This window comes from Candidatus Pantoea floridensis (assembly GCF_900215435.1).
GTDB lineage: Bacteria > Pseudomonadota > Gammaproteobacteria > Enterobacterales > Enterobacteriaceae > Pantoea > Pantoea floridensis.
Map to the genome: position 1 here is coordinate 1,405,143 of NZ_OCMY01000001.1, position 19,301 is coordinate 1,424,443.

The 19,301-nt window shown below is 56.0% G+C and carries 19 protein-coding genes and 1 tRNA gene; 13 read left to right on the plus strand and 7 right to left on the minus strand.

The genetic code is table 11. The features are described from left to right. Positions 1–149: 149 nt before the first annotated feature. The 3 genes from groL to CRO19_RS06640 all read right to left on the minus strand — a co-directional run bounded on the left by groL (position 150) and on the right by CRO19_RS06640 (position 2,788). On the minus strand, positions 150–1,802 hold the full coding sequence (gene groL / locus CRO19_RS06630; RefSeq protein ID WP_097095131.1) for a chaperonin GroEL: 1,653 nt from the start codon (positions 1,800–1,802) through the stop codon (positions 150–152). A gap of 46 nt (positions 1,803–1,848) precedes the next feature. Then, entirely contained in the window at positions 1,849–2,142 is a 294-nt protein-coding gene (locus CRO19_RS06635) for a co-chaperone GroES (RefSeq protein WP_008104420.1), read from the minus strand. 193 nt (positions 2,143–2,335) lie between these two features. Continuing rightward, positions 2,336–2,788: an FxsA family protein gene (locus CRO19_RS06640; protein ID WP_176519199.1), complete on the minus strand. Its 453-nt coding sequence runs from the start codon at positions 2,786–2,788 to the stop codon at positions 2,336–2,338. Between the two features lie 375 nt (positions 2,789–3,163). Here CRO19_RS06640 and aspA point away from each other — a divergent pair, with 375 nt between their 5' ends. The 5 genes from aspA (at position 3,164) to CRO19_RS06665 (ending at position 8,632) form a co-directional block, all read left to right on the plus strand. Further along, the gene (gene aspA, locus CRO19_RS06645; RefSeq protein ID WP_097095133.1) at positions 3,164–4,600 is read left to right on the plus strand and encodes an aspartate ammonia-lyase; all 1,437 of its coding nucleotides are present in this window, start codon (positions 3,164–3,166) and stop codon (positions 4,598–4,600) included. Positions 4,601–4,717: 117 nt separating this feature from the next. After that, positions 4,718–6,019, plus strand: coding sequence for an anaerobic C4-dicarboxylate transporter (locus CRO19_RS06650; protein ID WP_097095134.1), 1,302 nt, complete (start codon positions 4,718–4,720; stop codon positions 6,017–6,019). Between the two features lie 83 nt (positions 6,020–6,102). Continuing rightward, positions 6,103–7,803 (plus strand): protein-disulfide reductase DsbD, encoded by a 1,701-nt coding sequence (locus tag CRO19_RS06655; RefSeq protein WP_097095135.1) that lies wholly within the window; start codon positions 6,103–6,105, stop codon positions 7,801–7,803. A 66-nt stretch (positions 7,804–7,869) separates the two neighbouring features. Then, complete coding sequence (gene dicD, locus CRO19_RS06660) at positions 7,870–8,448, plus strand: division control transcriptional repressor DicD (RefSeq protein WP_097095136.1); 579 nt, start codon at positions 7,870–7,872, stop codon at positions 8,446–8,448. A 108-nt stretch (positions 8,449–8,556) separates the two neighbouring features. Beyond that, positions 8,557–8,632 (plus strand) — tRNA-Phe (locus CRO19_RS06665). A gap of 88 nt (positions 8,633–8,720) precedes the next feature. On the opposite strand, the gene CRO19_RS06670 is transcribed toward CRO19_RS06665, so the two are convergent. After that, the gene (locus CRO19_RS06670; protein ID WP_097095137.1) at positions 8,721–9,020 is read right to left on the minus strand and encodes a helix-turn-helix domain-containing protein; all 300 of its coding nucleotides are present in this window, start codon (positions 9,018–9,020) and stop codon (positions 8,721–8,723) included. Then, a complete protein-coding gene (locus tag CRO19_RS06675) occupies positions 9,007–9,372 on the minus strand; it encodes a type II toxin-antitoxin system RelE/ParE family toxin (protein WP_097095138.1) in 366 nt (121 codons plus the stop codon). The genes CRO19_RS06670 and CRO19_RS06675 overlap by 14 nt, the downstream gene beginning before the upstream one ends. A gap of 460 nt (positions 9,373–9,832) precedes the next feature. On the opposite strand from CRO19_RS06675, the gene CRO19_RS06680 reads away from it, so the two are divergent. Continuing rightward, positions 9,833–10,528: an RraA family protein gene (locus tag CRO19_RS06680; RefSeq protein ID WP_097095139.1), complete on the plus strand. Its 696-nt coding sequence runs from the start codon at positions 9,833–9,835 to the stop codon at positions 10,526–10,528. Positions 10,529–10,578: 50 nt separating this feature from the next. Here the strand turns inward: CRO19_RS06680 and CRO19_RS06685 are convergent, their stop codons facing one another. After that, the gene (locus CRO19_RS06685) at positions 10,579–11,499 is read right to left on the minus strand and encodes a DMT family transporter (RefSeq protein WP_097095140.1); all 921 of its coding nucleotides are present in this window, start codon (positions 11,497–11,499) and stop codon (positions 10,579–10,581) included. Positions 11,500–11,767: 268 nt separating this feature from the next. Here CRO19_RS06685 and CRO19_RS06690 point away from each other — a divergent pair, with 268 nt between their 5' ends. The 4 genes from CRO19_RS06690 to CRO19_RS06705 are packed head-to-tail and all read left to right on the plus strand — an operon-like array spanning position 11,768 to position 15,095. Further along, the gene (locus tag CRO19_RS06690; RefSeq protein WP_097095141.1) at positions 11,768–12,607 is read left to right on the plus strand and encodes a transporter substrate-binding domain-containing protein; all 840 of its coding nucleotides are present in this window, start codon (positions 11,768–11,770) and stop codon (positions 12,605–12,607) included. 2 nt (positions 12,608–12,609) lie between these two features. After that, positions 12,610–13,320: a 5-oxoprolinase subunit PxpB gene (pxpB, locus tag CRO19_RS06695; RefSeq protein ID WP_097095142.1), complete on the plus strand. Its 711-nt coding sequence runs from the start codon at positions 12,610–12,612 to the stop codon at positions 13,318–13,320. After that, positions 13,317–14,303, plus strand: coding sequence for a 5-oxoprolinase subunit C family protein (locus tag CRO19_RS06700; RefSeq protein WP_097095143.1), 987 nt, complete (start codon positions 13,317–13,319; stop codon positions 14,301–14,303). Before pxpB ends, CRO19_RS06700 begins: the two co-directional genes overlap by 4 nt. A 21-nt stretch (positions 14,304–14,324) precedes the next feature. Continuing rightward, a complete protein-coding gene (locus CRO19_RS06705; RefSeq protein WP_097095144.1) occupies positions 14,325–15,095 on the plus strand; it encodes a 5-oxoprolinase subunit PxpA in 771 nt (256 codons plus the stop codon). Between the two features lie 113 nt (positions 15,096–15,208). Here CRO19_RS06705 and CRO19_RS06710 read toward each other — a convergent pair whose 3' ends face one another. Continuing rightward, positions 15,209–16,411 carry a pyridoxal phosphate-dependent aminotransferase gene (locus CRO19_RS06710; RefSeq protein ID WP_097095145.1) on the minus strand — a complete coding sequence of 401 codons (1,203 nt, stop codon included), beginning with the start codon at positions 16,409–16,411 and terminating at the stop codon, positions 15,209–15,211. A gap of 486 nt (positions 16,412–16,897) precedes the next feature. Here CRO19_RS06710 and nac point away from each other — a divergent pair, with 486 nt between their 5' ends. The 3 genes from nac to CRO19_RS06725 all read left to right on the plus strand — a co-directional run bounded on the left by nac (position 16,898) and on the right by CRO19_RS06725 (position 19,298). After that, positions 16,898–17,821, plus strand: a complete 924-nt coding sequence (nac, locus tag CRO19_RS06715) for a nitrogen assimilation transcriptional regulator NAC (protein ID WP_097095146.1) — start codon at positions 16,898–16,900, stop codon at positions 17,819–17,821. 108 nt (positions 17,822–17,929) lie between these two features. After that, on the plus strand, positions 17,930–18,361 hold the full coding sequence (locus CRO19_RS06720) for an acetyl-CoA carboxylase biotin carboxyl carrier protein (protein WP_097095147.1): 432 nt from the start codon (positions 17,930–17,932) through the stop codon (positions 18,359–18,361). Positions 18,362–18,545: 184 nt separating this feature from the next. After that, positions 18,546–19,298, plus strand: a complete 753-nt coding sequence (locus CRO19_RS06725; protein ID WP_097095148.1) for an SDR family oxidoreductase — start codon at positions 18,546–18,548, stop codon at positions 19,296–19,298. Positions 19,299–19,301 lie beyond the last annotated feature (3 nt).

Below are 19,301 nucleotides of genomic sequence, written 5' to 3' on the forward strand. Positions count from 1 at the left end.
AAAGCGCACTTTTTTTCTGAACATTCATTGCCCTAAACCCGTAAAGCCGAAGTATTGCGCCCTTACTTATACCTTGTTCGCCCGCAAAAGAAAAACCCCCGACCGTTTCCGATCGAGGGTTTTCAGATGGCTTAAGCCGTCAGGGGCAATTACATCATGCCGCCCATTCCGCCCATGCCACCCATACCGCCAGCGCCACCTAAATCAGGTGCGTCGCTTTTCGGCAGGTCAGTCACCATCGCTTCGGTGGTGATCATCAGGCCAGCAACCGATGAAGCGTACTGCAGCGCAGAACGGGTCACTTTAGTTGGGTCAAGGATACCGAAGTCGATCATGTTGCCGTACTCTTCAGTCTGCGCGTTGTAACCGTAGTTACCGTCGCCTGCTTTCACGTTGTTAGCCACAACTGAAGGCTCTTCACCGGCGTTAGAGACGATCTGACGCAGAGGTGCTTCCATTGCGCGCAGCGCAACTTTAATACCTACGTTCTGATCTTCGTTATCACCTTTCAGGCCAGATGCGGCGATTTTCGCAGCAACACGAACCAGCGCCACACCACCACCCGCAACCACACCTTCTTCAACCGCAGCACGGGTCGCGTGCAGGGCATCTTCAACGCGCGCTTTCTTCTCTTTCATTTCAACTTCAGTCGCTGCGCCCACTTTCAGCACGGCAACGCCGCCTGCCAGTTTCGCTACGCGCTCCTGCAGTTTTTCTTTGTCGTAATCAGAAGTCGCTTCTTCGATCTGCTGACGAATCTGCGTTACGCGGCCAGAGATCGCGCCTTGATCGCCCACGCCATCGATGATGGTGGTGGTGTCTTTGTTGATGACAACACGTTTTGCCTGACCCAGATCTTCCAGGGTCGCTTTCTCCAGCTCCATACCGATCTCTTCAGAGATAACGGTACCGCCGGTCAGGATAGCGATATCCTGCAGCATCGCTTTACGACGGTCGCCGAAGCCAGGTGCTTTAACCGCAGCCACTTTAACGATACCGCGCATGGTGTTAACCACCAGCGTTGCCAGTGCTTCACCTTCCACGTCTTCTGCAATGATCAGCAGTGGCTTACCGGCTTTCGCAACGGCTTCCAGCACTGGCAGCATTTCGCGGATGTTAGAGATTTTCTTATCAGCCAGCAGGATGAACGGGCTTTCCAGCTCAACGGCACCCGTTTCTGGCTTGTTGATGAAGTACGGCGACAGGTAGCCACGGTCAAACTGCATACCTTCAACCACGTCCAGCTCGTCTTGCAGGCCGGTACCTTCTTCAACGGTGATAACGCCTTCTTTGCCCACTTTATCCATTGCGTCAGCAATCAGCGTGCCCACGGTTTCATCGGAGTTAGCAGAGATGGTACCTACCTGAGCAATGGCGCGTGAATCCTGGCAAGGCACAGACAGGGTTTTCAGTTCTTCAACCGCAGCGATAACCGCTTTATCGATACCGCGCTTCAGATCCATCGGGTTCATGCCCGCAGCCACGGCTTTCAGGCCTTCAGTGATGATAGCCTGAGCCAGTACGGTTGCGGTGGTGGTGCCGTCGCCTGCTGCGTCGTTCGCTTTAGAGGCCACTTCTTTCACCATCTGCGCGCCCATGTTCTCGAACTTGTCTTCCAGCTCGATTTCACGCGCCACAGAAACACCATCTTTAGTGATGGTCGGTGCACCAAAAGATTTATCCAGAACCACGTTACGGCCTTTCGGGCCCAGGGTAACTTTTACTGCATCTGCCAGTACGTTTACGCCACGCAGCATTTTTACGCGTGCGTCATTACCGAATTTTACGTCTTTAGCTGCCATTTCAAATATCCCTTAAATTCGTTTCGTTCAGTGAATTACGCGTAAATTACGCTTCAACAACCGCAAGGATGTCGCTTTCGGAGATGATCAGAACTTCTTCGTTGTCGATTTTCTCGGTCTTAGCACCGTAGCCTTCGCTGAAAATCACCAGATCACCCACTTTCACGTCCAAAGGCTTAACTTCACCGTTTTCCAGGATGCGGCCTTTGCCAACAGCCAGGACTTCACCGCGGGTAGATTTACCGGCAGCTGAACCGGTCAGCACGATGCCGCCCGCTGATTTAGCTTCAACTTCTTTACGCTTGACGATGACGCGATCGTGCAATGGACGAATTTTCATTTGATAGCTCTCCTTTGAGAAGTCCAATCATTCATTTTTTGGGTTAGAACCGGACTGCTTGGCTTCCGGCCTCGTGCTGGAAGAGATAGGGGCAATAAGTGGGCTTTCAAGGGCAAAAAATATAAATATTTTCGTTTCTGCAACAGATGGCGAAAAATGCAGCAAAAAGGCGGCTTGCGCCGCCTTCTTTTGCTTATTGGTCTTTATCGTGACCAATCCGATCTTGATCCTTACGCTCGTATTCACCGTCCACAGTGAATCCCGCATCGGGGCCAGCGCCCGGGCCGCGCCATACGCGCAGATGCGGCATCAGCTTCAGCGTCAGATGCTTCTGCACCGGTGGTAGCAGCAGCAATAATCCGAGGAAGTCGGTGAAGAAACCAGGCAACAGCAGCAGGAAGCCGGAGATGATTAACGAAACGCTTTTCGTCATCTCTGCCGCCGGGCTTTCATTGCGCGCCAGCTTCTCCTGCATCAGCCGGAAGTTCTTCATGCCCTGATTCTTCACCAGCGAAACGCCAATCGCCGAGGTAAAAATCACCAGCAGCATGGTGAGCAGCACGCCCAGCGCATGCGCGACCTGAATGAAGATTGAGATTTCAATCCAGGCTAATACGAAAAAAATTAGTAACGGTAACCAGCGCACCGAATTCTCCTGTGAGTTGGAGCTGCCCCGCAAATCGCCAGGCAGCAGAAAGGGTTGGTCTGCAAGACCGTATGGATAGAGATGGGCATCTGAACGGGCAATTTCAACCGAACCTGCCATTTTTTTCCCACTGACTTAAAATTGCGAAGTACATCACATATCGTTATTACCGCTGGGCCTGCAAATGCCCGTAAAGTGATCTGTGCACAAACAATTCTGTAACATCAGAATATGATCGTGCCCGTCAGCGCGAAGATGGATAATATGTCGGCGCTGACATTCCACGACAATATAATCGCTTCACCTGCACGTTATTTGCCGCCCGTCCAACCGGACGCCCGGTAGTAACAAGGCAGCAATAATAAGAAGGTAATCATGGCGAACAACATTCGTATCGAAGAAGACCTGTTAGGCATGCGCGAAGTTCCAGCAGATGCTTACTACGGTGTTCATACTCTGCGTGCGATTGAAAACTTCTATATTAGTAATAATAAAATCAGTGACATACCGGAATTTGTTCGCGGTATGGTCATGGTGAAGAAAGCAGCCGCGCTCGCCAACAAAGAGCTGCAAACCATTCCCCGCAACATCGCAAACACCATTATCCAGGCGTGTGATGAGGTGCTGAATAACGGCAAATGCATGGATCAGTTCCCGGTTGACGTCTATCAGGGCGGCGCGGGCACCTCGGTTAACATGAACACCAATGAAGTGCTGGCCAACATCGGTCTGGAGCTGATGGGCCACCAGAAGGGTGAATATCAGTATCTTAATCCCAACGATCACGTGAATAAGTGTCAATCGACCAATGATGCTTATCCAACCGGTTTCCGCATCGCGGTTTATGCTTCGATCCTAAAACTGCTCGATGGCATCAACCAGCTGAGCGAAGGCTTCCAGCGTAAGGCCGTCGAATTCGAAAACATCCTGAAAATGGGCCGCACCCAGTTGCAGGATGCGGTGCCGATGACGCTGGGCCAGGAGTTCCACGCGTTTAACGTGCTGCTGAATGAAGAGACGCGCAGTATTCTGCGTACCGCCGAACTGTTGCTGGAAGTGAACCTTGGCGCAACGGCAATCGGTACTCGCCTGAACACACCGGATGGCTATCAGCAGCTGGCGGTACAGCGTCTGGCGGAAGTGAGCAATCTGCCGGTGGTGCCGGCAGAAGATCTGATTGAAGCCACCTCCGACTGCGGTGCCTATGTGATGGTCCACTCTGCGCTGAAACGTCTGGCGGTGAAACTGTCGAAAATCTGTAACGACCTGCGCCTGCTCTCCTCCGGTCCACGCGCTGGCCTGAATGAAATCAACCTGCCCGAACTGCAGGCCGGTTCTTCCATCATGCCCGCCAAAGTGAACCCGGTCGTACCAGAAGTAGTGAATCAGGTGTGCTTTAAAGTGATTGGTAACGACATCACCGTCACCATGGCATCTGAAGCCGGTCAGCTGCAGCTGAACGTGATGGAGCCAGTCATTGGCCAGGCCTTGTTCGAATCGATCAGCATTCTGACCAACGCCTGCTTCAACCTGCTGGAAAAATGCGTTAACGGCATCACCGCAAACAAAGCGGTATGTGAAGCCTACGTGTTTAACTCAATCGGTATTGTTACTTACCTCAACCCGTATATTGGCCACCATAACGGCGATATCGTGGGTAAGATTTGTGCCGAAACCGGTAAAAGCGTGCGGGAAGTGGTGCTGGAGCGCGGCCTGCTGACCGAAGCGGAGCTGGACGATATTTTCTCTATCCAGAACCTGATGTATCCGGTTTATAAAGCGAAACGTTACACCGACGAAAACGAACAGTAATCAGCTCCAGATCACGTTGCCAAAAGCACGCCCGTATACAATGCGGCGTGCTTTTTTCATTTTGGCGGCAACAATATTAAGAGCTTCGGTGTGTCCGCGGCTCAGGGAGTGGAACGAATGGTAATAGTAGAGTTGATGATTGTGCTGCTGGCGATCTGGCTCGGTGCGCGACTGGGCGGCATCGGCATTGGTTTCGCGGGCGGCTTGGGTGTGCTGGCGCTGACACTGTTTTGCGGCCTTAAACCCGGTGCCATCCCGTTTGATGTGATCGAAATAATCATGGCAGTCATTGCTGCGATCGCGGCGATGCAGATCGCCGGCGGCCTGGATTATCTGGTGGGATTAGCAGAACGCCTGCTGCGTCGCCATCCCCGCTACGTTACCTTCCTTGCGCCGCTGGTGACCTATGTCATGACGCTGCTGGCTGGCACCGGCCACACCGCTTTCTCCACCTTGCCGGTGATTGCCGAAGTAGCAAAAGAGCAAGGCGTGCGCCCTTCCCGTCCGTTATCGATTGCCGTCGTTGCTTCGCAAATCGCCATCACCGCCTCGCCGCTTTCGGCTGCGGTGGTGTTTTTCGCTTCCGTCCTCGAGCCACACGGCGTGAGTTATCTGGCGCTGCTCGGCGTAGCGCTGCCGTCAACCATGGCGGCAATCTTCTGTGCTGCCGTCATCACCAGCTTCCTTGGCAAAGAGCTCAAAGAGGATGAGGTGTATCAGGCGCGTTTAGCAAAGGGCGAGGTAAAGCTACGCGGTGAGCAGGTTTACCACATCAAACCCGGGGCGAAACGCGCAGTGCTATTGTTCCTGATCGGTATCGCCGCGGTGGTACTGTATGCCACAGCGATCAGCGACAGCGTTGGGCTGATCAGCAATCCCGTGCTGCCGCGCAACGAAGCTATCGTGGTATTTATGCTCACCGTTGCCACGCTGATTTGCCTGACCTGCAAAGTCGATACCGGTGAAATTCTCAGCGCCAGCACCTTTAAATCCGGCATGAGCGCCTGTATCTGCGTAATGGGTGTGGCCTGGCTGGGCGATACCTTTGTTAAAGCGCATTTGGCCGATATCCAAACCCTGGCCGGCGATATGTTGCAAAGTTATCCGTGGATGCTGGCGCTGGTGCTGTTCTTTGCCGCCACGCTGCTCTATTCGCAGGCCGCGACCACCAAAGCCTTAATGCCCGCCGCGCTGATGCTTGGGGTGTCGCCGCTGGCGGCGGTGGCTTCGTTTGCTGCGGTATCCGCGCTGTTCGTGCTGCCAACCTACCCGACGCTGCTGGCGGCGGTGGAAATGGATGACACCGGCTCAACCCGTATCGGCAAGTTTGTGTTCAATCACTCCTTTATTATCCCCGGCGTGTTGGCGATTGCCTTCTCGGTGGCGTTTGGCTTCCTGTTCGGCAGCCTGATCCTGTAGCGCCGTTACATCCTGAAAACCTCGTGGCGAGGCGGCCGTGCTATCATCGCGGCTTATTCGCCACCGGAGCTGATTCATTCGTTATGGCTGCACGACTCTTTCGCCTTGCCGGCTTTTGCCTGGCGCTGGTCTTCTGCCTTCCGGCACAAGCCTCACTCTTCTCATCCAACAACAACAGCCGCTTTGTACCGGTCGATCAGGCCTTTGCCTTTGATTTCAGCCAGCAGGGAAATCAGCTGACGCTAAGCTGGAAGGTGAAGGATGGCTACTATCTTTATCGCCAGCAAATCCACGTCACGCCGCACAAGGCGCAGATTTCTCCCCTTAGCTTGCCGCCGGGCCAGCCGCACGAAGATGAGTTCTACGGCAAAAGTGAAATCTATCCGCAGGATCTGCAGCTGCCGATCACCCTGCGCCAGGCCGATGCAGGTGCGACCGTCACCGTGACGTATCAAGGCTGCGCTGCCGCTGGATTTTGTTATCCGCCCGAAACCCGCAGTGTGCCGCTCAGCGCAGTGGCCGCCAATCAGGATGCGCCCGCTGCCAGCGCGCAGCCAACGAATCACAGCACGCCGCTGCCGTTCTCCCCGCTGTGGGCGCTGTTGATTGGTATTGGCGTGGCCTTCACGCCGTGCGTGCTGCCGATGTACCCATTGATCTCCAGCATCATTTTGGGTGGCCCGCGCCGTTATTCCATGGGACGGCTGTTTGCGCTGGCGATGGTCTACGTGCAGGGCATGGCGCTGACGTACACCGTGCTCGGCATGGTGGTCGCGGCAGCGGGATTACGCTTCCAGGCGGCGCTACAGCATCCTTACGTCTTGATTGGCTTATCGGCGCTGTTCATGCTGCTGGCGCTGTCGATGTTTGGCTTGTTCTCGCTGCAGTTGCCTTCCAGCCTGCAAACCCGCCTCACCCTGTGGAGCAATCGTCAGCAAGGCGGGTCGCTGCCGGGCGTGTTTATGATGGGTGCTTTGGCAGGTTTGATCTGTTCGCCCTGCACCACCGCGCCGCTTAGCGCCATTCTGCTGTATATCGCACAGAGCGGAAATCTGTGGGCCGGTGCCGGCACGCTGTGGCTGTACGCCTTTGGCATGGGCCTGCCGCTGATTGCCGTGACGATGTTTGGCAACAAGCTGCTGCCGAAGAGCGGGCCGTGGATGCAAACGGTGAAAGAGGGCTTTGGCTTTGTGATTCTGGCGCTGCCGGTTTTTCTGCTGGAGCGAGTCATTGGCGATATGTGGGGCTTACGTCTGTGGAGCCTGCTCGGCGTGGCGTTTTTCGCCTGGGCATTCAGCCTCAGCCTGCGGGCGACCGGCAAATGGCGGGTGCTGCAGATCCTCATGCTGGCCGCTGCGCTCGTCAGCGCTCGCCCCTTACAGGATTGGGCATTTGGCAGCGGCAGTAGCGCGCAAGCCGTGGCGCATCTGCCGTTCCACACCATCAGCAGCAGCGATCAGCTCGAGAGCGCGCTACAGCAGGCGCAGGGCCGCATCACCATGGTCGATTTGTATGCCGACTGGTGCGTCGCCTGCAAGGAGTTCGAGAAATACACCTTTAGCGACGATGGCGTGCGCAGCGCGCTGAGCCAGGTGCAGCTGCTGCAGGCCAACGTCACCGCCAACAACGCGCAGGACAATGCGCTGCTGCAGCATCTGCAGGTGTTAGGCTTGCCGACCATTCTGTTCTTCGATGCGCAAGGCAACGAGATTCCCGATTCGCGTGTTACCGGCTTCCTTAACGCCGCCGATTTCCGTGCACATTTGCACAATGTGTCGCGTTAAACGACACTGTCTGCAGGACACTGCCCGTTCGTCCGCGAGCGGGCCCGCATTCCAGAGGAGAGTCACTTGCAACGTGAACAAATACTCGAGCATGCGCTGAATGTGCTCGAACAGAGCGGCCTGGCCGCCACCACGTCTTTAGCGCAGCTGGCGGGCGAAAGCGGCCTTGAAGCGGAGCAGCTCACGCGCTTCTGGCCCGATCGTGACGCCCTGCTCTACGACGCATTGCGCTATCACGGCCAGCAAATTGATAGCTGGCGCCGCCAGGTTCAACTCAATGACCATCTCAGCGCCGAACAAAAGCTGCTGGCGCGCTACGAAGTGCTAAGCGAATACGTTAGCAAAGGCCGCTTTCCGGGCTGTTTGTTTATCGCCGCCTGTAGTTTCTACCCGCAGCCCGATCAGCCCGTCCATCAGTTAGCCGAACAGCAAAAACGCAGCTCCTGGCAGTTTACCCATGAAATTCTGGTCGATTTAGCGCTGGATAATCCCACCATGGTGGCCGATCAGATGGAGTTGATTCTGGAAGGTTGCCTGAGCAAGCTGCTGGTGAAACGCAACGTACAGGATGTGGAAACGGCGCGCCGCTTAGCGGAAGATGTGCTCGGCATTGCGCTGTGTCGTCAGAATGGCGCACTGGCGTAGCCTTTTTATCCATCTTGTCTGAAAAGCCAGCAATCAATCACGATTGCTACGTTTTTTTGACGAAAGCCGTTGACGGCTGTGAGCCATTAGGGTTTAATGCGCCCCGTTGCCCGGATAGCTCAGTCGGTAGAGCAGGGGATTGAAAATCCCCGTGTCCGTGGTTCGATTCCGCGTCCGGGCACCAACATTTAGAAAACCCAGCTTATGGCTGGGTTTTTGCTTTTCTGCGAACTAAAAATGATGCCGATTTTACACTGACATCTTCATCCACATCAGATCTGAAATACCCGGCCATCCCCGGTAGGAAGTTCTACGTTCAAGCTCAGTTTACCGCCCAAAGCCTCGACATATTTTTTCAGACTTGAAAGTTTTATCTCATCACCTCGAGCCTCAATTGCGGCAATAGCAGGTTGCGATATACCCATTTTTTCAGCCAACTGAAACTGGGAAAGTTCCAGTTCCTCACGCAATTGGCGCAGGCGAATCTCAATGATTTTTTGGTCGGTCTTATTCTTAATACGCTCCTGAGACTCTGGGGAGCGCTGGACAATCAATTCTTCAAGTTTTGGCATGGGTTAATTCCTCCAGATGCTGCTGATACTCTTTATCGGCCAGTTTGATCATCGATTGGTAGAAGCGCTTCTGATTCACACCGGTTTTATCACCCGCACAAAGCACGATAGCCTTCCTCACTGGATCGAACGCGAAAAATGCGCGTATCGGCCTACCATTGCTTTGAATACGAAGCTCCTTCATGTTGGCAAAACGAGAGCCGGTAACAGTATCGACATCCGGTCTCCCCAACATTGGGCCGAACACCTTCAGCACTTCAAGGCTCGATAACACATCCTCAATCATTTCATCATCTTGTTCTTGCAGCCATGCTGCGAAGAGCAAAGTCGTTTCAACTTCCCAACTGTTCAAAATGCACTCTCATAAACTGTAGTTTATATTCATGCCATATAAACTGGAAGTTATATTTTAAGAGATGATTTGCATCAAGATTTCTGTCTGATGTTGCAGTGAACGTTTTAGATTTGAGAGCTGCCTCTGAAAAGAATTAAATATGCAGATAATACTTTTAATTTATCCCTCCATAATAAAATCCAATAAAATTAATTATCAGAGAGTTAAAAACCCTCTAAATATTAATTCGTGATCCTGTTTCCGTTAGCCGTAACATCCCATAGGTAACATCCGCGCCATCCCGTAAGCTTATCCCATGCTAGCAAGTACCTGTTGATTCAGATCCTTATACGACACTCATCATTATTGAAGTGCCGAAAAGCCATGCCTAAATAATTAAGCATCTTACATTTCCATTTAATTATTTACCCGTTAAAAAAATTCTATTAATTAAATTAGCCCCCACAGGAGAATAAATATGAGCGCAGGAAACCGAATCTATTTACGTCGTCCCACCGATGCCGAACCGCTGCTGGAAGCATTCCGTTGTTTACCGGCTGCGGTGGTAGCCGATTGCATGAGCCGCTTGCCCGCGTTGTCGTCGGAGATCAGTCTGAAAACCGCGCCGCGCCAGCCAGTGATGTGCGGCCTGGCCGTTACGGTCAAAGCCCGCTCTGGCGACAACCTGATGCTGCACAAAGCGTTAGACATGGCGGGCCGTAACGATGTGATCATCCTGTCGAATGAAGGCGATCGCAGCCAGTCATTGATGGGTGAAGTAATGGCGACCTACGCCAAACAACGCGGCATGGAAGGCATTGTCTTGGATGGTCCGGTACGCGATATCGAAGGGTTATCCCGCATGGATTTCCCGATCTACGCCGCAGGCCACACGCCGGGCGGTCCGTTCAAGGATGGCCCGGGGGAAATCAACGTGCCAATTGCCTGCGGCAAAATCCACGTCTCCCCAGGCGATATTGTGCTGGGCGACGCAGATGGCGTGATTGTCATTCCACGCCAGGATGCGGCGCGCATTCTCGAAGCCGCGCAGGCTTATCTCATTGTTGATGAACAGAACTTTGAACTGGCGAAAACCGGCGCGCTGGAGCGCAGCTGGCTGGCGGAAACGCTGCGCAGCAAGCAGGTTGAAATCATTGATGATGTGTTTCGTTAACGCAATGCCAATGTTTCCCCCTTGTAGGGTGCGCCTTCATGCGCACCCTGCTAAGGCGTGCTGCTCACCATTGCCAGTTTGCGCTGGCGATTCTCACGCCACACCGCGAAAATGCCGGCCAGCGCCACCACTGACGCCCCCAACAAGGTCGTGCTGCCCGGCAAACTATGCAGAAATAGATAGCCAATCAGCATCGACCACACCAGCGTGGTGTAATCGAACGGCGCCAGCAGCGAGGCATCAGCGTAGCGCAGGCTCAGCGTGACCAGGATCTGCGCCAGGCCACCAAACAAACCGCAGCCCACCAGCAATAACAGCTGCAACGCATTGGGTGTGGTCCAGCCGAACAGCGCCGTTGTCAGGCCGATAAGGGTGGTCATCAGCGAGAAATAGAACACAATCGCGCCCGGCTTCTCGATGCCGTTAAGAAAGCGGATTTGCACGTTCGAGGTCGCCGAACAGAGCGCCGCAATCAACGCAAACGCCACGCCGAGGCTGGTCGTCGCGTTGCTGGCCTGGCTGGAAAATAGCGCGCCGCTGGCGCTCAGACTGGAGGAAAGCATAATCAAAATGCCGGATAACCCCACCACCACCGCTACCCAGCGCGACATCCGCACCCGCTCTTTAAGCAGCATCGCCGCCAAAATGACCGTAAACAGCGGTGCTGCGTAGCTCAGCGCCGTCGCATCGGCCAGCGAGATATACACCAGCGCCAGATAGTTAAAATACATGCCGCCGGTGCCGGAGAAACCGCGAATAAAGTGGCCAAACAGGTTACGCGTTTTGAGATTTTCCAGCACCTTACCCTGCGCTTTTAGCCATATCAACAGCGGAAACAGGGCGATAAAACTGCGGAAAAAAATCACTTCACCGGTAGGGATCGCGCCATTCAATCCTTTTACACACGCCAGCATCAATGTGGCGCACAGCGCAGCCAAAATCTTCAGTAACACGCCTAATCGGGCATTCATGCTTCTCTATTCTCTCTACCACGTGCAATCGGCGGGACTGCCGAGAGGACATGCGTGCAGCGTGGCGAGAAAAGTGTGCGCTGGATAACACTTTTTCGCTCTGCCTGAATAGAAAGAACTTATGTCCCCGTGGTCATATTTTTTCGCTATCGCATAACAGGGTTTCCCTCTTTTTCGTCTGAAAACAAAGCCGATATAGTCCAGAACAGCGAGAACGCAGGCGCTCCGTCCCGGTGACGCCGTGGTATTCATCATTGAGGAAGTTCACATGACCATGAAAAGACCTACCACCATCGGGCTGGCACTGCTGCCGCTGCTGGCTATTTCGGCTGCGCATGCAGACATGATGGCGAACATCAAATCCAGCGGCGAGCTGAAGTGCGCCGTCTATTCAGACGTCCCGCCCTTCTCTTCTCCGGATCCGAAAACGCGTCAGCTGGCGGGGATGGATATCGATCTGTGTAACGCGCTGGCGAAGCAGATGAACGTCAAGCTGACGCTGGTGCCCACCTCAGTTGAAGCGCGCATTGCGGTAATCGCCACTGGCCGCGCCGATGTGCTGATCGCCAACCTTGCCTACACCAAAACGCGCGGCAACCAGATTCAGTTCAGCGATCCCTATTACGTCGCCAAAGAGATGCTGCTGGTCAAAGCGCCTTTGGCCGATAAGCCGCTGAGCTACTTCCAGGGCAAACGTATCAGCGCCACCAAAGGCACCACCTCTGAGCAGTCGATCCATATCAAAGGCGGCAAAGCCGTCACCTTCCAGGATTCGGCGTCTGCCTTCCTCGCGCTCGAGCAGAATAAATCAGTGGGCTTCGTCACCAACACCATGACCGGTATCAAAACCATTGCGCAGGCGAAAAAGGACGGTATCAATCTGGCGATGATCAAGGAACCGATGGCGCTGGAGCCGATTGGTATCGGCATGAAGCGTGACGAACCGGCGTTGCTGGCCAGCGTCAACAGCAGCCTGAAGGCGATGGACGATGATGGCACCATCGACAAGATTTGGGACACCTGGATCGGTCCGAATACGGAGTACAAAATGGTGCGCGAAGAGCGCGTGCAGCCGCTCGCCAGTCTGAAATTTGAACCGCTGGAATAACCATGCCCGTGATGTCGCACTCTGCGGTCCCGTCCGCCAGCGCCCCTGCGTTGGCTTGCTCCTCTGACATTAAGCTCTCGACCATTGGCGCACGCGCCTGGCTGGTGGAAGCGCCGGGTGGATTCGATCTTCCGGCACAGCGCCGCATCTGGTCACTGGCGCGTCTGCTGCACGCCGATGAAGCGATTGAAGCGCTGATTCCCGGCGTCACCAATCTGCTGGTGCTGTTCCGCCATATTCCCCTTGATGAAAACGCTGTGCGCAAGCAATTGCATGCTGCCTGGGATCAGGCGCAGGCCATTAGCCCGCAGGGAAAACTGATTGAAATTCCGGTGCATTACGGCGGTGAACACGCCACCGATCTTGCTGCCGTGTGTCATCACACCGGATTATCCCCCCGTGAGGTGGTGCGCCTGCATCACCAGAGCGAATATACGGTGTTTGCACTGGGCAGCGCACCGGGCTTTGGCTATCTGCATGGCTTAGATCCGCAGCTGGCGACGCCGCGTAAGAAAGTACCGTCGCTGAGCATGTTGAAAGGCACCGTCACCATCGGCGGCGCGCAGGCGGGCGTCTCGGCGTTGACCGGCCCAAACGGCTGGAACGCCATTGGGTTTGCCGAGTTAACGGTATTTGATCCGCTGGCGGATTCCCCTGCGCTGATGGCGCCGGGCGATCGTATCCGTTTTCTGCCGCAGAGGATTGAGCTGTGATTGAGATCGAACAGAGCGGTGCGCTGAATACAGTCCAGGATCTTGGACGCTTCAACTTCCGCCACATGGGCGTATCGGTGAGCGGCGCCATGGATGCGCTGGCGCTGCGCGCTGGCAATCTGTTACTGGGCAACGATGAGAACGCAGCGGCGCTTGAAGTGCAGCTGTTCCCCTTTCGCATGCGTTTTCTGCAGGACAGCAGCATCGCGGTGACCGGTGCCGATTGCCGCGCCACGCTGGATGGTACGCCGCTGCCGCCATGGTGGGGCTGCGGCGTACGCGCCGGACAGGTACTGGAGCTGCGCTATCCACGCAGCGGCGCGCGTGGCTATGTGTGTGTCGCCGGCGGGATTGATGTGCCGCTGGTGCTCGGCTCGCGCAGTACCGCGCTGCGCGGCGGTTTCGGGGGTGTTGATGGACGCCCGCTGCAGCGTGGCGATCGGCTGGCGCTGGGCGAAAGCCGCGTCCCGCCGCTGCCGGTAAGCGGCATCGGAATTGAGCCGCCGGACAGCGCGCTGCATGCGCATTTTCCGCGTAACAGCGCCGGTGACATTCAGCTGCGCGCCATTCCGTCCGGCGAATATGCGCTGTTTGCCGCCGATGCCGCTCGTTTCTGGCAGCAGTCGTGGCAAGTCTCTAATCAAAGCAATCGTACCGGCTATCGGCTGGCGGGCGCGCCCATTTTCCCCTCTGAAACCATTGAGATGCGATCCTATGGGCTGATCCCCGGCATTGTGCAGGTGCCGCCGGGGGGAGAACCGATTATCCAGCTGAGCGATGCCAACACCGCTGGTGGTTATCCGAAGATCGCCGGGGTGATCGAGCAGGATCTGTGGCGACTGGGCCAGGTGCTGCCGGGTCAGTCGATCCAGCTGATCCAGAGCGATGCGCGCGAAGCGATCGCCATCGAACAGGAAGTGGCACGCTGGCTGAATCGGCTGCGCCTCAGCTGCCAGCCACTGCGTAGAGCGCTAACCGTTTAATCCGCACAAGGAACCCTAAGCATGAAGATTGATGTCAATTCCGATATGGGTGAAGGCTTCGGCGTTTATCAGCTGTGCGATGACGCCGCGCTGATGCAAGTGGTGTCATCGGCCAATATTGCCTGCGGCTTCCACGCAGGCGATCCGGCGATCATGACCAACATGGTGCGGCTGGCGAAACAGCATGGCGTCGGCATTGGCGCACATCCAGGGCTGCCCGATCGTCAGGGTTTTGGCCGCCGCGAGCTGCCATTTAGCAGCGAAGAGATTTGCCAGCAGGTGGCGTATCAGCTCGGTGCACTTACGGCGATTGCCCGCGCGGAAGGCACGCACGTGTCGCACCTAAGCTTCCACGCCGCGATGGGCAACCTCGTCAACCGCGACGCCGCGCTGGCGCAACAGGTGATGGAATTAGTGGCGCGCATCAATAGCGATCTGATCGTCTTTGCTCAACCTGATACGCTCATCGAAGCCGCCGCGCAGGCCGCAGGCCTGAAAACGCTCACGCTATTTCTGGCGGACCGCGCTTATGACGCGCAAGGTCTTCTGGTGCCACGCGGCATTGCCGGTGCGGTGATCAAAGAGGAAGCCGCGCTGCGCGCCCGCGTGCGTCAGTTTTTGCAGCACGGCACGGTCACGACGATAGAAAACGAGGAGATTGCCATACGCGCGCGTTCGATTCTGGTTCACAGCGACACGCCCGGTTCACTGACGCTCGCCACCATTGTGCGCAGCGAAATTGAAGCCAGCGGCCATCAGGTCGCCCCGGCCGCGCAAGTGTTAGCGCAATAACCCGAAATTTGTACATGGTATTTCGTAGGGTGCGCATTTATGCGCACCTGGTCGCCATGAATGGCGACCCTACGAGGTGATAGGTAGTGTCGTCATACATGACGACCAGGACATTAAACGCAACCTTCGCAAAACGCCGCTATGCGATCGCATCCCGTCTCTAATCGTTCCATGCTCGTTGCATACGACAACCGAATAAACGGACTCATACCGTACGCCGCGCCCTGCACTGTCACCACGTGCTGCTCCTCAATTAACGCCAGCACAAAATCCGCGTCATTCGCGATCAGCCGACCACCGGCGCTGGTTTTGCCAAGGTATCCGGCGATATTGACGAACAGATAAAACGCCCCCTGCGGCTTGTGGCAGCGCAGACCATCAATCGAGGTCAGACGCTCCAGCACGTAGTCACGGCGCTCACGATAGATATGTGCACGCTCCTGCAACAGATCCTGTGGACCTGCCAGCACCGCCACCGCTGCCGCCTGCGTTAAGGTACAGACGCCGCCGCTGTTCTGCGTATTAACGTTGCTCATCGCGTAAATCAACGGCGCCGGACCGCCACAGAAGCCCAGGCGCCAGCCGGTCATCGAATAGGCTTTCGACACGCCATTCACCGTCAGCACGCGGTCAAACAGGCGCGGCTCAACCTGCGCCAGCGTGTAGAAGCGCACCTCGTCATAAATCAGGTGCTCATAGATATCGTCGGTCATGATCCACACCTGCGGATGGCGCAGCAGCACCTCGCCCAGCGCTTGCAGCTCCGCTTTGGTCGCCACCGAACCGGTTGGGTTACTCGGATAGTTGAGCAGCAGCCATTTGGTCTTGTCGGTGATGGCGACATCGAGATCGGCAGGCAGCGGTTTAAAGCCGTTCTCCTGCGCACATGGCAGCGCCACCGGAATGCCACCAGCGAATTTGACGATATCGGCATAGCTGATCCATGACGGCGTGGGGATCACCACTTCGTCGCCCGGATTGATGGTCGCCATGATGGCGTTAAAGATGATCTGCTTGGCGCCACCGGCGGTGAGGATCTGGCTGACGTCATAATCCAGCTGATTATCGCGTTTGAATTTCAGCTGGATCGCCTTGCGCAGCGCAGGGGTGCCATCCGTGGGCGGATAGCGCGTATCGCCGCCGCGCGCAGCGGCGTAAGCCGCTTCAATCGCATGCGGCGGCGTGGGGAAATCGGGTTCGCCAGTGGAAAGCGCTACCACATCAATCCCCTGCGCGGCGAGATCGCGCGCTTTTTGGGTCATGGCAACGGAGGCAGAAACGGTGACATTCTTTAATCTATCGGCTATCTCGGGCATGAGTTAATCCTGGCTCAGTGTCAGCATGAACGGTCCGCAGCAAGCCGCAGACACGACGTTTAACAGAGAATAGGTTTTTGCCCGAAGCGGCGGTTAATAGTGCTTTGTTGTGGTGATATAACACAAAGCGATGACTGAACCGACCGCACACTTTTGCCATAAAGGTCGCGCGCCTGATAGGAAAATGGGCGGCAGGTCACGCGCCAGCGCCTGACGCAATGTTAATAGAGTGTTACTTTTAGGGGCTGATTACCGTGCGCACCGGCAGGTTGATACCGCCCATCATCGACAAATCTAATGGGTAATTCGCACCATACCAGTGCACAGGTGGCTGTTCAGCACGCGCCGTCACGGCGACTCGTCAACTCAGCACCAGCCTTAGGAGGCACTGTGGCTCTACCCTCCTGTCTGAGTTCTATCGCGAAAGCTTATTTTGGCATCAACTTTGCTTAATAACCGATATGCGTTCTGTAGGAGGAAGTGTCCATGAATCTTCGTCGCCTCAAGTACTTTGTTAAAATTGTTGATGTAGGTAGCCTGACTCAGGCCGCCGATATTTTGCATATTGCCCAACCTGCGCTCAGCCAGCAGCTGGCTACGCTGGAAGGGGAAGTGAATCAGCAACTGCTCATTCGTACCAAGCGCGGCGTGACGCCGACCGAAGCGGGTAAAACGCTCTATTCCCACGCGCAGGCCATTTTGCGCCAGTGCGAGCAGGCACAAAGCGCCATTGAGCTGGTGGGCGCGTCGCTGAGCGGCAGCGTTTCGGTCGGCTTAGCGCCGGGCACCGCTGCGCAAAATCTTGCCCTGCCGCTGATGATGGAAGTGCAGCAGCAGCATCCCGGCATTGTGCTCTATTTCAATGAGAACTTCGGCACCACGCTGAGCGAGCTGATCATGAACGGCCGCATGGACATGGCGGTGATTTACGATCATCGCACCATCCACGGGCTGCGCTTTATGCCGCTGATGAAAGAGGATCTCTACTTCGTCTGTCCATTCAGCCTCGCGCAGCCGGTAAAAGAGATCCCGCTGGCGCAGGTAGCGCAGTACGATCTGTTCCTGCCGCGCGTCTACAACATCATGCGCAAAGTGCTCGACGATGCCTTTGTGCATAACAATCTGCAGTATCGCGTGAAATGCGAGATCGAATCACAAACGACGCTGAATGCCGCGCTCAGCGCCGGTCTCGGCACCACCATCATGCCGGAATCCGCCGCCCGGGCGATGCTGAAAAGCGGCGATGCGTGGATGGCGAAGATCGTCGATCCGGATGTGCAGGTTTCGCTGTCGTTCTGCATGTCGGATCACCTGCCGCTGTCGCAGCCGGCTGAAGCGGTGAAATCAATCCTGCTGTCGCTGATGTCACGCCGCAACGTCGAGAATTATCCGCTGACGCTGGTGGGATAAGACCCGCTTATTGCCGTAAAGCGAAACCCTCTTACTGCCCGTTGAACGAACGCGCTAGATTACGATTTTGCCCGCACCGGCGGGCATGTTCGCTTTGACGGGACGTTTATGGATAAAACCGCAATACCGCTGCCAACGCTGCGCGCCCTGGCGCGCAAGATGCAAACCGCCGGGTTGAGCAGTCTGGCGCTCGATGGTAAGCACTGGTCGGTGCGGTTAACCTTTGCCGCCACGCCGTCCGCGCCGTCGCCCGTATCCGCGATGGTTCCCTCCCCGGAAATTTCCCTCATAACACAACGTATCGGCGCACCGATGCCCGGCACGCTGCTGCGCCGTCATCCGCAGAGCCAGCAAGATTTTGTGGCGGTCGACCAATGGGTGCAGGCCGGTGACATCGTGGCGCTGGTACAGGTTGGGCCGCTGTATGTGCCGGTACGCAGCCCCACCAACGGCACGATCCGGTCGCTCACGGCTGAACATCTTTCTGCGGTGGAATATGACGAGGGAATTCTGACGCTTGAGCCGCATCGGTCGCCATGAATGGCAACCCTACGACGTAGGGTGCGCATGTAGGTGTAATGGCGTTCGTAGGGTGCGCATTCATGCGCACCTGGGGCAGCAGCACAGCGTTATAAGGGGCGCTTATCGCCTCAAAATTTTTATGTCTTATGCCCTTGCGGCATAACTGCATACAGTCAAAAGACGACAATACGAGGAGAAGCTGATGCCATTTTCAGATTATAAAACCGCACTGGTGACCGGTGCATCTGCCGGAATGGGCGAAGCGATTGTTGAGCGTTTGTGCCAGGAGGGTATTACCGTGCACGCGGTGGCGCGCCGTAAAGAGCAGCTGGCGGCCCTGGCCGATCGTACCGGTTGCATCCCACACGCCATCGACGTCAGCGACGTCAGCGCGCTCACCGCACTCTGCAACGATCTCGAAATCGACATTTTGGTCAACAACGCGGGCTTATCGCACCCGGGTTCCATCCTCGAGGCGGACGAAAACGTGATTGAAACCCAGGTCGACGTCAATTTGCGCGCGGTACTGCATCTGTGCCGTCTGCTGGTGCCGGGTATGGTAGCGCGCGATCGTGGCCACGTTTTCAACATCACCTCGATTGCCGCCATCTACAACTTCAACGGCAACTCGGTCTATCACGCCACCAAAGCCGGTGTGCACGCCCTTTCGCGCCAGCTGCGCGTGGATTGCTACGGCAAACGCGTGCGCATCACCGAAATCTGTCCGGGCCGCGTCGCCACTGATATTTTCGGCAATGTATCCGGCGATCATGAAGAGGCGCGTCGCCGCTTTATTGATGGCTTTGAGCTGCCGCAGGCGAAAGATATCGCCGATTGCGTCGCTTTCGCGCTCGCCGCACCGCTGGCGGTGAATATCGGCAATATCGAAATCACCCCAACGCTGCAGGTGCCGGGCGGCCTTTCCACTATGCGACCGGGCGACCACAGCGCCTAGCCT

Coding starts and splice junctions, on each gene's coding strand:
- aspA (WP_097095133.1), top strand. CDS start 3,164: ATGGCGAACAACATTCGTATCGAAGAAGACCTGTTAGGCATGCGCGAA.
- CRO19_RS06705 (WP_097095144.1), top strand. CDS start 14,325: ATGAAGATTGATGTCAATTCCGATATGGGTGAAGGCTTCGGCGTTTAT.
- groL (WP_097095131.1), bottom strand. CDS start 1,802: ATGGCAGCTAAAGACGTAAAATTCGGTAATGACGCACGCGTAAAAATG.
- CRO19_RS06710 (WP_097095145.1), bottom strand. CDS start 16,411: ATGCCCGAGATAGCCGATAGATTAAAGAATGTCACCGTTTCTGCCTCC.
- CRO19_RS06655 (WP_097095135.1), top strand. CDS start 6,103: ATGGCTGCACGACTCTTTCGCCTTGCCGGCTTTTGCCTGGCGCTGGTC.
- CRO19_RS06650 (WP_097095134.1), top strand. CDS start 4,718: ATGGTAATAGTAGAGTTGATGATTGTGCTGCTGGCGATCTGGCTCGGT.
- CRO19_RS06635 (WP_008104420.1), bottom strand. CDS start 2,142: ATGAAAATTCGTCCATTGCACGATCGCGTCATCGTCAAGCGTAAAGAA.
- CRO19_RS06725 (WP_097095148.1), top strand. CDS start 18,546: ATGCCATTTTCAGATTATAAAACCGCACTGGTGACCGGTGCATCTGCC.
- CRO19_RS06680 (WP_097095139.1), top strand. CDS start 9,833: ATGAGCGCAGGAAACCGAATCTATTTACGTCGTCCCACCGATGCCGAA.
- pxpB (WP_097095142.1), top strand. CDS start 12,610: ATGCCCGTGATGTCGCACTCTGCGGTCCCGTCCGCCAGCGCCCCTGCG.
- CRO19_RS06670 (WP_097095137.1), bottom strand. CDS start 9,020: ATGCCAAAACTTGAAGAATTGATTGTCCAGCGCTCCCCAGAGTCTCAG.
- CRO19_RS06690 (WP_097095141.1), top strand. CDS start 11,768: ATGACCATGAAAAGACCTACCACCATCGGGCTGGCACTGCTGCCGCTG.
- CRO19_RS06685 (WP_097095140.1), bottom strand. CDS start 11,499: ATGAATGCCCGATTAGGCGTGTTACTGAAGATTTTGGCTGCGCTGTGC.
- CRO19_RS06720 (WP_097095147.1), top strand. CDS start 17,930: ATGGATAAAACCGCAATACCGCTGCCAACGCTGCGCGCCCTGGCGCGC.
- nac (WP_097095146.1), top strand. CDS start 16,898: ATGAATCTTCGTCGCCTCAAGTACTTTGTTAAAATTGTTGATGTAGGT.